At 70.2% G+C, this 11,841-nt stretch carries 14 protein-coding genes; 6 read left to right on the plus strand and 8 right to left on the minus strand.

Going from position 1 to position 11,841, the window contains the following annotated elements; genetic code table 11:
- Nucleotides 1-336 precede the first annotated feature (336 nt).
- The gene (locus tag ACMGEZ_RS21895; protein WP_436824382.1) at nt 337-528 is read left to right on the plus strand and encodes a hypothetical protein; all 192 of its coding nucleotides are present in this window, start codon (nt 337-339) and stop codon (nt 526-528) included.
- Nucleotides 529-557: 29 nt separating this feature from the next.
- On the opposite strand, the gene ACMGEZ_RS21900 is transcribed toward ACMGEZ_RS21895, so the two are convergent.
- Together ACMGEZ_RS21900 and ACMGEZ_RS21905 are read right to left on the minus strand one after the other, a co-directional pair.
- On the minus strand, nt 558-1,136 hold the full coding sequence (locus tag ACMGEZ_RS21900) for a GNAT family N-acetyltransferase (RefSeq protein WP_436824383.1): 579 nt from the start codon (nt 1,134-1,136) through the stop codon (nt 558-560).
- A gap of 62 nt (nt 1,137-1,198) precedes the next feature.
- A complete protein-coding gene (locus ACMGEZ_RS21905; RefSeq protein ID WP_436824384.1) occupies nt 1,199-1,627 on the minus strand; it encodes a CBS domain-containing protein in 429 nt (142 codons plus the stop codon).
- Nucleotides 1,628-1,870: 243 nt separating this feature from the next.
- Here ACMGEZ_RS21905 and ACMGEZ_RS21910 point away from each other — a divergent pair, with 243 nt between their 5' ends.
- Nucleotides 1,871-4,741 carry a C1 family peptidase gene (locus ACMGEZ_RS21910; protein ID WP_436824385.1) on the plus strand — a complete coding sequence of 957 codons (2,871 nt, stop codon included), beginning with the start codon at nt 1,871-1,873 and terminating at the stop codon, nt 4,739-4,741.
- A gap of 21 nt (nt 4,742-4,762) precedes the next feature.
- Nucleotides 4,763-5,164 carry a putative toxin-antitoxin system toxin component, PIN family gene (locus tag ACMGEZ_RS21915; protein WP_436824386.1) on the plus strand — a complete coding sequence of 134 codons (402 nt, stop codon included), beginning with the start codon at nt 4,763-4,765 and terminating at the stop codon, nt 5,162-5,164.
- Nucleotides 5,165-5,258: 94 nt separating this feature from the next.
- On the opposite strand, the gene ACMGEZ_RS21920 is transcribed toward ACMGEZ_RS21915, so the two are convergent.
- A complete protein-coding gene (locus ACMGEZ_RS21920; protein WP_436824387.1) occupies nt 5,259-6,173 on the minus strand; it encodes a BUD32 family EKC/KEOPS complex subunit in 915 nt (304 codons plus the stop codon).
- 104 nt (nt 6,174-6,277) lie between these two features.
- Here ACMGEZ_RS21920 and ACMGEZ_RS21925 point away from each other — a divergent pair, with 104 nt between their 5' ends.
- A complete protein-coding gene (locus tag ACMGEZ_RS21925; RefSeq protein ID WP_436824388.1) occupies nt 6,278-7,054 on the plus strand; it encodes a YecA/YgfB family protein in 777 nt (258 codons plus the stop codon).
- Between the two features lie 37 nt (nt 7,055-7,091).
- A complete protein-coding gene (locus ACMGEZ_RS21930) occupies nt 7,092-8,282 on the plus strand; it encodes an MFS transporter (RefSeq protein ID WP_436824482.1) in 1,191 nt (396 codons plus the stop codon).
- Here the strand turns inward: ACMGEZ_RS21930 and ACMGEZ_RS21935 are convergent.
- Genes ACMGEZ_RS21935 through ACMGEZ_RS21950 form a run of 4 tightly spaced genes read right to left on the minus strand, consistent with a single transcriptional unit; the run spans nt 8,279 to nt 10,171 of the window.
- Nucleotides 8,279-8,584: a GNAT family N-acetyltransferase gene (locus tag ACMGEZ_RS21935; RefSeq protein WP_436824389.1), complete on the minus strand. Its 306-nt coding sequence runs from the start codon at nt 8,582-8,584 to the stop codon at nt 8,279-8,281. The genes ACMGEZ_RS21930 and ACMGEZ_RS21935 overlap by 4 nt on opposite strands.
- Entirely contained in the window at nt 8,581-9,066 is a 486-nt protein-coding gene (locus tag ACMGEZ_RS21940) for a nuclear transport factor 2 family protein (protein ID WP_436824390.1), read from the minus strand. The genes ACMGEZ_RS21935 and ACMGEZ_RS21940 overlap by 4 nt, the downstream gene beginning before the upstream one ends.
- 20 nt (nt 9,067-9,086) lie before the next feature.
- Nucleotides 9,087-9,605, minus strand: a complete 519-nt coding sequence (locus tag ACMGEZ_RS21945) for a CinA family protein (protein ID WP_436824391.1) — start codon at nt 9,603-9,605, stop codon at nt 9,087-9,089.
- A gap of 5 nt (nt 9,606-9,610) precedes the next feature.
- Complete coding sequence (locus ACMGEZ_RS21950; protein ID WP_436824392.1) at nt 9,611-10,171, minus strand: phosphatidylglycerophosphatase A family protein; 561 nt, start codon at nt 10,169-10,171, stop codon at nt 9,611-9,613.
- A 71-nt stretch (nt 10,172-10,242) separates the two neighbouring features.
- Between ACMGEZ_RS21950 and ACMGEZ_RS21955 the strand changes: the two genes are divergently transcribed.
- The gene (locus ACMGEZ_RS21955; protein WP_436824393.1) at nt 10,243-11,691 is read left to right on the plus strand and encodes an NAD(P)/FAD-dependent oxidoreductase; all 1,449 of its coding nucleotides are present in this window, start codon (nt 10,243-10,245) and stop codon (nt 11,689-11,691) included.
- Here the strand turns inward: ACMGEZ_RS21955 and ACMGEZ_RS21960 are convergent.
- The gene (locus ACMGEZ_RS21960; RefSeq protein WP_436824483.1) at nt 11,684-11,758 is read right to left on the minus strand and encodes a hypothetical protein; all 75 of its coding nucleotides are present in this window, start codon (nt 11,756-11,758) and stop codon (nt 11,684-11,686) included. The genes ACMGEZ_RS21955 and ACMGEZ_RS21960 overlap by 8 nt on opposite strands.
- Nucleotides 11,759-11,841 lie beyond the last annotated feature (83 nt).

Below are 11,841 nucleotides of genomic sequence, written 5' to 3' on the forward strand. Positions count from 1 at the left end.
GAAAACGCGGACTCTCGGTTGACCCTGCCATGTTGCCTTGCAACAATCTCGCATCTTCATTTCGGAGCCTCGTGCGTGGACAGTGCCAGTCGAATCAGTGATGTGACGCGAACCCAGTCGTTTGCGGCATCTTCGGCAACTCAGTAGCGCAGCTCCCATGCGCTGCACGCCGAATACGCCGCAGCGCAAAGCCTGTTACCCGCAGGCGCTTCTTCCTTCTCCGGTCCGCTTCCCGTCGCTGATGCATGCAGCCATCGGTGCGCAGCCGCGCATTGCACGGCCGCAGCTGCCTGGATCGTTCCCGCCGCGGGCTCTTCACTGCGAAGGAGCCTTGTCATGTGCCAACGGACGAACGCCGAAACGCCCGCTCACACGCGTGATCGGGTGACTTCATCGCCCAGCCCCGCCGAGAAGGAAAGCGCCCTGGACCAGGCCCAGTCGCTGGACCGGACCGGCCTGTGGCCCTGCCGCCGCATCCGCAACTTCCTGCTCACTCAGCAGCCCGCGCGAGGCGCGGCGATCAAGTAGCCGCGGGCGCGGCGCACGCAGCAAACCCCTCAGAGGTCGATGCGGTACCGCCACTCGGGCGTGCCGCCCAGCTCAGGCATCTTGATGAACTTCTCGACGAGAACCCCGCCGTTGGCGCAGATCACACGCTGCGATGCCAGGTTGTCGGGACTTGTGGTGATCTCGACATAGGCGAGGCCTTCGGCGCGGGCCTCGTGCAGCATCAGCCCGAGCGCCCGCGTGGCGTGGCCCCGGCCGCTTTTCCACGGCACCACGGCGTAGCCGATGTGGCCCAGGCAGTACGCAGGCAGGGTGTTGCTGCCGCGCTGCCAGCGCAAGGAAATGCTGCCGCAGAACTCGCCATCCCAGATCCAGCGGCGATAGCCGGGCAGTCGGGGCACGACGGTGCCGTCCGGCAGGGCAACAGGCGGCCCCTTGGCGTCGCGGTCGACCATCCCTTCGAGAAAGCGCGCGGGGTCGGCCCGGATCCGCGCCAGGTCCTCGAACCCGGCCGCAGGCCACAGGTTGTTGGGCGACCAGCCGCGCTCGAGCGCCGCAACATAGCTGGAAAGATATTGGCGCGCGGGCCAGACCAGTTCGCTCGCCGCGCAGTCATCCGGATGAGACATGTCGTGAATACTTCGCCTGCGCCGAACTCGACGCCATCGCAGCGCAGCATGCCACGGCCTTCTCAGCTCTGGATATAGCTGCGCAGCTGCTCGATGGTTTCTTCGTGGTCCGCGATGATGTCGTCCATCAGGTCCCGGATGGAGATCATGCCGACCACACGCTCGCCGTCCACCACCGGCAGGTGGCGAATGCGCTTCTGGCTCATCAACGTCATGCACTCGCGCGTGCGGCTGGAAGGCGTCACGGTCATCACGTCGGCCGTCATCAACTCGGCCACGAGCACCTCCTTCGAGTTGCGCCCCTGCAGCGCGACCTTGCGCGTGTAGTCGCGCTCGGAGATCACGCCGACCAGCTTGTCGTGCGTCATCACCATCAGCGCGCCGACCTCGTGGCGTGCCAGCGCCTCCAGGGCGTCGAACATGGTGGCGCCAGGCTCGATGCGCCAGACGGCCGAGTTGCGGCGCTTGAGCAGTTCGGAGACGGGTTTCATGGGTCGCAGCTCCCGGAGTGGGTGGATCGCCACGGCCCACGCAAGGGCCGCGCCAGCACCCATCCTAGACCCTGAAGGCGACATCCTTGGGCAATGCACGGCTGGCGAACGGGGGCATGGGCACGAATGCGACGGCCCGACGGTCTAGCCATTTCGATGGATGGACACCAGCCGCCGCACGCAGCACCATGCGTCGCTCGGCGGGCACCCACCGCCGCCCGAGGAGCTGCGATGCACATTCTGATGAGCAAGGGAAGCACCGGAGAGGACGTCGAACGGCTGCGCCAGGCGCTCGCCAAGGCGCTCGGCGAGGACGCGAAACTGTTCCCCTCGCTCCAGGCCTCGGGCACGCCGATCGATGAAGATTTCGACGCCGCGATCCGCCGCTGGCAGGCCGGTGTCGGCCTGATCGGCGACGGCGTGGTCGGCCCGCGCTGCCAGCTGCTGCTGGACCTCGTCGCGATCGACGCCAACAAGTTCGAGCTCGTGCTCAACGTCGGCCACGTGAGCCGCCTGTTCCCCGCCACCAAGCCGGCCAACATCGCGCGCTATCTGCCCTACATCGAGGCCGCGCTCGGCGTCGCCGAGCTGACGGACCGGGCGATGATCCTGTGCGCCCTGGGCACGATCCGCGCCGAGACCGAAGGTTTCGTGCCTATCGCGGAGGCGCCCTCCAAGTTCAACACGCCGCCGGGCGGTGCGCCCTTCAGCCTGTACGACACGCGCACGGCGCTCGGCAACAGCCGGCCGGGGGACGGCGAGCGCTACCGGGGCCGCGGCTTCGTGCAGCTCACCGGCAAGGACAACTACACCCGCTATGGCCAGCGCATCGGCGTGCCGCTCGACGCGGCGCCGGACCGGGCCAACGCCCCGGAGGTCGCGGCGGTGCTGCTCGCGCTCTACCTCTCGGACAAGGCGACCAAAGCCCGCCAGGCCATCAGCAAGGGCGACTTCGCGCAGGCGCGCCGGCTTGTCAACGGCGGCGTGCATGGCCTCGATCGCTTCAAGGACGTGTTCGAGCGCGCCGCCACGGTATGGCCCGCCCCGCGCGTGGGCGCGGGCGCCGGCCGTCGCGGCACCTCCGCCGCCGAGGAGGAAGCGGCTTCGCGCCGCTCCACGGTCTCCCGCACGCGCAAGGACGCGGCCGACCTGCGCGACCGCCTGTTCCAGCCGAGCGCGATCAGCCTGCCCGACGAATTCCCGCCGGCCGAGGAAGTGCGAGAGTACCTACCGGCCTACGCGCGGGCCGGCCTGATCCTGGACCAGGGCCGCGAAGGCGCCTGCACCGGCTTCGGCCTCAGCTGCGTCATCAACTACCTGCGCTGGGTCAAGTCCGGCCTGCCGGCGAAGATGGACTCGGTGAGCCCGCGCATGCTCTACACGCTGGCGCGCAGGCACGACGAGTACGACGGCGAGAACTACGAGGGCTCGAGCTGCCGCGGGGCGCTCAAGGGCTGGTTCAACCACGGCGTCTGCCTGGAGCCGGACTGGCCCTACCTGCCCGAGAAGGCCAACCCCGCCAACTACGGCTTCGCGACGCGGGCGGCGCAGAACACGCTGGGCATCTATTACCGCATCGACACCCGCTCGATCACCGACGTGCAGGCCGCCATCGCGCAGCACCGCGCGGTCTTCGTTTCCGCCTTCACCCACCCGGGCTGGGACGCGGTCCCGATCACGCCCGCGCCGAAGCACCATGCCGAGCTGCCGCTCATCGCCTTCGATGGCCGACGTTCCGAGACCGGGGGCCATGCCTTCGCCCTCATCGGCTTCAATGCACAGGGCTTTATCGTGCAGAACTCCTGGGGCAAGAACTGGGGCGCCGGCGGCTTCGCGGTGCTGGGCTACCTCGATTGGCTGGCCCACGCGATGGACGCATGGGTGGTCTCGCTGGGCGTGCCCGGGGTGATCGCCGGCCAACTGGCAGTGGGCAGCAGCGGCGCCGCCGGCCTCACCAGCGCCGACTGCAGCAAGTGGTGGGACACCGGCCTGGCCTACCGGCACAGCGTGGTGCTGGGCAATGACGGCCGCGTGAGCCGCTACCTGACGGAGGACGAGCCGCCGCGCAAGCTGCAGCAGCAAGCGTGCGTGCTGCCGGACGACTGGTTCCGCAAGCAGACGGCCGCGCGCAAGCGCCTGGTGCTCTACGTGCACGGCGGCCTCAACAACGAGGAGGAGGCGATCAAGCGCGCCAGCGCCATGGGCCGCTACTTCACCGGCAACGGCTGCTATCCCCTCTTCCTGGTCTGGAAGACGGGCTTCCTCGAGTCGGTGACGAACCTCATCGCCGATGCCTTCCGCCGCGAGCCGGCCCGCGCCGGCTTCGGCGAATGGTTCAGCGAGCAGACCGACCTGCTGATCGAGAAGACCGTCGGCCGCCCGGCAGCGCGGCCGCTGTGGAGCGAGATGAAGGAGAACGCCGGCCTGGCCTTCGCCGAGCGGCGCGGCGGCGACCTGCTGCTGGATGCGCTGCAGGCGCTCTGCGGCAATTGGGGTGCGCAGTTCGAGCTGCACCTGGTCGGCCATTCGGCGGGGTCGATCGCCATCGGCCACCTGCTCTCGGCGCTGGCTGCACGCAAGCGCGCCGGCCGCGATGGCGGCTTGAGCGAGCGCGTGGCTTCGGTCAACCTCCACGCGCCGGCCTGCTCGGTCGCCTTCGCGAACCGCCACTACGCGGGCGACACGGCTGTGATGGAGCGCCTGCACCTGGAAGTGCTCACGGACGAGGTCGAGCGCCGGGACACCGTGGGCCCGATCTATCGCAAGTCGCTGCTGTACCTGGTCTCCAACGCACTGGAGGCCGATCTGCACACGCCGATCCTCGGCCTGGACCGCGTCAATGACGAAGGCGACTCGGGCTGGGACGGCTCTTCCGATACCGGCGAGGCGCTGGCGGTGTGGCGCCAGGCTGCCAAGGCCTCGAAGCTCGAAGCCCGCACCCGGCGCGTCGAGCGCCCGCGCATCGAGGTGGCGCTCGGCGCCGATGGCCAGCCGCTGCTGCAGGCGGCGACGCATGGCGGGTTCGACAACGACATCGGCCTGATGACGCGGACGCTGGAGCGGATCACCGGGGGGAAGCTGGCGCTGCCGGTGGAGGATCTGCGGGGGTTCTGAGGGAGCCACTAGCATCGCCCCATGCGCATCGTCATCGACACCAACATCGCCCTCGACCTGCTGGTCTTCGACGACCCGGGTTCCGCGGCGCTGCTCGCCGCGCTCGAGGCCGGCAAGCTGCAATGGATCGCCACCGCCGCGATGCGCGAAGAGCTGGCGCGCGTGCTCGGCTACAGGCTGGTGGCCGAGCGCCTCGCGCGCAACGGCCGGGATGCCGAGAGCGTGCTCGCGGCCTTCGACCGGCACGTGCAGCCGGTGCACGAGGTGCCGGACCGCGCGCCCTGCTTGTGCAGCGACCCCGACGACCAGATCTTCGTCGACCTGGCGGTCGCGCAAGGCGCGCGGCTGCTCAGCAAGGACCGCGCGCTGCTCGAGATGCGCAAGCAGCTCGCGGCGCTCGACGTCGAGGTCTCGGCCGGATGACCTTCCTGCAGGTTCCGGGTGGAGGCACTTCCTCCCGGTGCCGGCACGTTCAAACGCAGCTCAGTGGCGAGACCTGCGCGGCGGATGCACTGCGCTAGCGACGCGTCGTCGGCGGCGGGTCGCTGCAATACCAGCGCCACAGCAGCCGCGCCACCGCCCGGGAGCGCTGCGTATCCCGGCCCCAGCGCCGCCCCGCCGGCAAATGCCGCAGCCAGCGCATGCGCCGCGCGGCCAAAGCCAGGCGCTCGCGCACCTCGTCGCTCGCATCGGCCAGCGCCGCATGCCAGTGCGTGCCGGCCGCCCCGGACGAGGCGGCGCGCACCAGCATCGCGGTGGAGTGCAGATAGCTGAGCCAGTCGCGCACCTGGCATTCGGCCAAAGGCAGGGTCTCGCCCGGGTCGTCCTCGAAGTCGATGTAGCCGATGGTGCCGTCGGGGCACAGCACCAGGTTGCGGTCGAAGGCCTGGCTCAGATAGGTGCCGTGCGCATGGACGGTGGCAATGGCGTCCAGGCCCTCGCGCCACACCGCCAGCAGGGCGCTCGGGCCGATGGCCGCGGCGTGGTCGAGCCGCTCCTGCAGCACCACCGGCGGCCGGCCGCTTTCGCCGAGGTCGGAGATCAGCAGGCCGTCGGGCTGCTGCGCCAGCACCGCCGGCACGCGCAGGCCGGCGGCGCCCAGCGCACGCAGGCGGCGCGCCTCGGTGGCGATGGCGGCCTCGCCGCCGGGGTTGGGCACCGGCGTCAGCACATCGAGCCGCAGCAGGCCGGCCACCATCGCCATCAAGTGATAGCCCAGCTTGCCGTGCGGCGGGCCGGCCTTCTTGAGCCAGACGCGCTCGCTGCCGAGCCGGTGGCTGGCCACCGCCTTGTGCTGATGCGGCAGCGTGGCGCGCAGGAATTCCGCATAGTCGCCGGGTTCCAGCGGGGGCTCGTTGGTTTCGAGGGGTGCCGGCGCCGATGCCAGGCTCTTGCGCGTCTGCACGCGCGTGCCGCGTTTCACGGAGTTCATGGAGCCAGGACGGTCTGTGCGGGTTCGAGGGCAGAGGACGGTGCTGCTGAAATGACGGGTCTCCGGGAGCTTGCTGCATCATAGAGGGCTGCCGCCCCCCTGCTATGACCACGACGATCCCCTCGCCCTCCCCCGACCAGCCGCCCCTCGGCCCCGAAGACTTCGACGCCCTCGACCAGGCGCTCGACGCCATGCGCGAGCACGACGAGGAAATCCCGCAGTGGGAGTTCTGCGAGGGCTTCATGGCCGCGCTGGTGTGCATGCGCCGGCCCGTCGAGCCCGCGGAGTACTGGCCGGTGCTGCTCGGCGACGGCTTCGTGCCGGCCCGGCACATGGAGTTCGCCTGGCGCTGGAAGCGGCGCTGGCGCGAAACCGAGGAGGGGCTGGACGCCGACGTGCAGTCGCTCGACGACGAGCGCGCCTGGCAGCCCGAGGTGCTGGACACGCGCGGCGCCGTTGCGGCGCTGCCGCAGGAAGAGCGTGGCGAGATCGCCGACGAGGACATCCCTTCCTTCGCGCAGGTCTGGGCCCTGGGCTTCATGTACGCGGTAGAGAACTGGCCCGAGGAGTGGACTCCGCCGCGCGACAAGGAGGCGGCTGCCATCCTCGACGAGGCGCTGAACGCCATCGTCGCCTTGACCGAGAACGACCGCGGCAAGCCCACGCTCTCGATGTACAGCGAGGACGGCCCGCCCAGCGTGAGCCAGCAGCGGGTGGACGACTTCGGCGATGCCATCTGGGCGGTGTACGACCTGCGCCGGCTCTGGCGCAGCCAGGGACCGCGGGTGGAGACCATCCGCAAGGAAGCCACGCCGGGCCGCAACGACCCCTGCCCCTGCGGCAGCGGAAAGAAGTACAAGAAGTGCCACGGTGCCGCGTGACCTGAGCCCGACGCTCCCGGCGCGCAGCGCCTGGGCCATGGTGCTGACGCTGTGCACCGCCTTCGCGCTGAGCCAGGCCTACCGCACGGTGGGCGCCATCATGGCCGGGCCGCTGCAGGCGGAGTTCGGGCTGTCGGCGCAGGCCCTGGGCCTGTTTTCCGGGGCCTTCCACTTCGCCTTCGGCGCCATGCAGCTCTTCATGGGCATCGGCATCGACCTGCACGGCGTGCGGCGCACGGTGCTCACGGCCTTCCCGCTCGCGATCGCCGGCGCGCTGCTGTCCGCGCTGGCGACCAGCTTCCCGCTGCTGATCACGGGCCAGGTGCTGATCGGCATCGGCTGCGCGCCGGCCTTCCTGGTGTGCACCGTGTTCATCGCACGGCACTTCCCGGCGGCGCGCTTCGCCTCGGTCTCGGGGCTGGTACTGGGCATCGGCGGGCTGGGCATGCTGGCGACGGGCACGCCGCTCGCGTGGCTGATCGAGGCGCGCTCCTGGCGCATGGGCTTCGCGGTGTTGACAGCGGCTTCGGCGCTGGCCTGGCTCAGCATCCTGCTGTGGGTGCGCGAGCCGGCGCGCGAGGAAGCGCAGGCGAAGGAACCGCTGCTTGCCGCGCTGCGCCGCTTCGGCGCACTGTTCGCGATGCCGCACACGTTGGGCATCCTGCTGCTCGGCGCCGTGTCCTATGCGGCCTTCATCTCGCTGCGCGGGCTGTGGCTGGGGCCGCTGCTGGTGGAGCGCCATGGCTACTCGCTGGTGCAGAGCGGCAACGTGGCACTGATCGTGTCGGTCGTCTCGCTGTTCGGGCCGCCGCTGTTCGGCCGGCTGGACCGCGACGGACCGGCGCGCCGGCGGCGCATCGTGGCCTGCTGCGCGCTCTATGCGGCGCTGTTCGCCGCCATCGGCATCTTCCACGCGGCCTGGATCGACATTGGCTGCGCCATCCTGATCGGACTGTTGTCCGGCTTCATCGTCTGGGAGTACGCCGACGTGCGGGTGGCCTACCCGGCTGCGCTCACCGGCCGCGCGATGGCGGTGTTCACCATGGCGATGTTCCTCGGCGTGGCGCTGATGCAGTGGCTCACCGGCGTGGCGGCTTCGGTGGCCCAGTCGCAGGGCATCGAGCCTTACACCGCCGTGCTGGCGACCATCGCCGCGCTGCTGGTGGCAGGCTGCGCGGCCTTCGCGTGGCTGCCGGCGCCGCCGGGCGCCGTAGCCCCCAGACGCTAGATCTTGAAGGCGCGCTGCGTTTCCGGCCGCACCAGGTCCACGTAGTCGCGGTGCTTGCGGATATAGCCGGTAATGAACTGGCAGGCCGGGATGACTGCCGTGCCCTGCGCCCGTGCCTCGTCGAGCACATGCCGCGCGATGGCCGAGCCCACGCCCTGGCCCTCGAAGGCGGGCAGCACTTCGGTGTGGGTGAACATCACCGCATTGGCAAGCAGGTTGTATTCGCAGTAGCCCGCGAGCTGCCCGTCGATGGCGGCCTCGTAGCGGTGCTTTTCGGGATGGTTCGTGATGGTGATCGTCATGGTGTGCGCGCCATGTAGGCGGCGAGGTTCTTGGCGGCGCCGGCCCGCACCTTGTTCTTCAGCATCGGCGTCCAGCCCAGGAGCAGGCCGGGCGCGCCGAGCGCCTGGCGCGACCACGCCCAGAAGTCGAAGCGGTCGCGCTGGGTGGCGATAAGCCCCTCGGGCGTGAAGCGGAACTCGGAGTCGATCGCGTTGTCGACGATGCGGCCGGTGGTGCCGAAGCGGTAGTGCGCATCCCAGTGGGCACGGCCGGTGGCGCCCTCGGCCTGGACGTCGCGCCAGCTGAGCTTCCACACATCGGCGCCCTTGGCGCGCGTGGCCTCGCACAGCATCTTCCACATCGCGCCGATCTCGCGGCCGTTCTTCAGCGAGAAGGCTTCGTCGTCGAAGCGCGCATCCGGCGCGTAGCAGGCCGCCATGGTGTCGGCGTCGAGCCTGGCGAAGGCCTCGTAGAGGCGCTGGATGGTGGCTTCGTTGGACATGGGCCGCGATCGTAGCCGAGCTAGGGCCTGTCAGCGCCATGCAACAGCGTCAAGAGCGTCGCCAAGGCGTGATGCACCGTGGCTGCCCGCACCGTAGCCCGGTCGCCGCCGAAGCGCCGGCGCTCGGTGTGCACGCGGCCCGCGACCGACCAGCCGAACCAGACGGTGCCCACCGGCTTGTCGGCGCTGCCGCCGGTCGGGCCCGCCACGCCGGTCACGGCCACCGCGATCTGCGCGGCCGACCGTGCCACCGCGCCTTCGGCCATGGCACGCGCGACCGGCTCGCTGACGGCGCCCTCGGCCGCGATCAGCGCCGCATCGACGCCGAGCATCTCGTTCTTGGCCGCGTTGGAATACGTGACGAAGCCGCGCTCGAACCAGTTGCTGGAGCCGGAAAGATCGGTGCAGGCGCCCGCGATCAGCCCGCCGGTGCAGCTCTCGGCGGTGGCGAGCATCCAGCCTTTTCGCTGCAGCAGCTCGGCCAGTTGCGGCAGCAGCGCAGGCGTATCGAATCCGGGTGCGGGAGGAGTGTCGTTCATGGTCATCACCAGCTGCGGAAGAGTGCGATCACCAGCAGCGTGCAGAAGGCAGCCACCAGGTCATCGAACAGGATGCCGAAGCCCGCCGCGCTCCACGACATGGCGGCCGGCGTCGCCCGGCGCTGCTTGAAGAGCTGGTCGGCCCAGGCCACCGGCCCGGGCTTGGCGGCGTCGAAGAGGCGAAACAGCGCGAAGGCCACCAGCTGGGCCAGCAGGCCGGCCGGCGTCACGAGCCACAGCACCAGCCAGAAGCCGGCGACCTCGTCCCAGACGATGGCGCCGGGGTCGGCAATGGCCATGTGGCGTGCCGTCACGGTGCAGGCCCACCAGCCGAGGGGCAGCGAGGCGAGGATGATCCATCCGAGCGCGCCCGCCGGAAGCCAGCGCTGCATGAGCACGAAGGCGGCCCAGGCCCAAAGCGTGCCCACGGTGCCGGGCGCGCGCGGTGCGAGGCCGGCGCCGAAGCCCAGCGCGATCAGGTGCGCGGGGTGGGCGAGCATGAAGCGCAGCGTGGGGCGCCTCAGGGGCGGGCTCGGCAGGGTGCCGGAGGGAGAAGCGGATTGCATGGAGCGACAGTGTCGCCCAAGATGCGCGCTGGCATCGATCGCGCACACCCACTCACGCCGGAGGCCGCCCCATGACGCCCAGCCCCATCGAGACGGACTACCTGATCGTCGGCACCGGCGCGACGGCCATGGCCTTCGTGGACACGCTGCTGTCCGAGTCCGATGGACGTATCGTGATGGTCGACCGGCACCACCGGCCCGGCGGGCACTGGAACGATGCCTATCCCTTCGTGCGGCTGCATGCGCCGTCCGCGCTGTATGGCGTCGACTCGCGCAAGCTCGGCAGCGGCTCCAGGGACAGCGCGGGCCTCAATGAGGGCCTGCACGAACTGGCCAGCGGCGCCGAGGTGCTGGACTACTACGAGCAGGTGATGAACCAGCGCTTCCTGCCCTCGGGCCGGGTGCGCTATTTCCCGATGTGCGAGGGCGAGATCGGTACCGGCGGCGAGCACCAAGTCCGCTCGATCCTGAGCGGGCGGAGCTGGACGGTCACGGCCCGCCGCAAAGTGGTCGACGCCACGCATGCCCGCACCGCCGTGCCTTCCACCCACCCGCCGGCCTATGCGCTCGCGCCCGGCGTGCGCTGCGTGCCGGTGAACGAACTGCCTCGCATCCGCCGGGCCGAGGCCGGTTATGTGGTGGTCGGCGCGGGCAAGACCGGCATCGACGCCTGCCTCTGGCTGCTGCAGAACGGCGTCGATCCGGAGCGCATCTGCTGGATCGCGCCGCGCGATGCCTGGCTACTGGACCGTGCCAACTTCCAGCCGCACATGGACTTCTTCGACCGGGCGATCGGAAGCCTGGTCGCCCAGTTTGAGGCGATCGCCACCGCGACCTCCGTTCCCGACCTGTTCGCGCGCCTCGAGGCGCAGGGCCAGCTGCTGCGGCTCGATCCGGCGGTCGAACCCACCATGTACCGCTGCGCCACCGTCACCCAGGCCGAGCTGCGCGAACTGCGCCGCATCCGCAATGTCGTGCGCCTCGGGCGCGTGAAGGCCATCGAGGCGACGCGCATCGTGCTCGAACGGGGCGCCCGCGAGATCGAGCCCGGCTGGCTGGTCGTCGATTGCAGCGCCGCCGGGATCACGGCGGCGCCCGCGCTGCCGGTATTCGACGGCAACCGCATCAACCTGCTGATGGTGCGTACGTGCCAGCCGATCTTCAGCGCGGCCCTGATCGCCTATGTGGAAAGCCACTTCACCGACGAGGGCGAGAAGAATGCCCTGTGCTCGGTCGTCCCGACGCCCGCGGTACCGGCCGACTGGATCCGGATGTGGGCCGTCTCCCTCGGCAACCGTCAACGCTGGGGCCGGCACCCCGACCTCATGGAATGGCTGGCGCGTTCGCGCCTGGACAGCATGACTGCGCTGGTGCACGCCGTCAGGGAGGACGACGCGGAACGGCAGGCCCTGCTGCAACGTTACAAGGCCGGCGCGAAGCAGGCGGCGGCCCAGCTGCCGCGGCTGCTGGCGGCCGTTGCTTCGTCCGGGCCCGTTGCCGCATCGACGCAGCTCAGCTGAGCACACGCCTCAAGGCCCGAATGCGCTGCCATACCTGCGCCTGCGTGCCGGTCACGCCGATGTCCACCGATTCACGGTACTCACCGAAGCGCAGTGCGATGGCAGTCCCGCCGCCGAACAGGCAGCCCCAGGGCTGGAGGCTGGCATGAA

This window comes from Variovorax stachyos (genome assembly GCF_051400855.1).
Lineage (GTDB): Bacteria > Pseudomonadota > Gammaproteobacteria > Burkholderiales > Burkholderiaceae_C > Variovorax.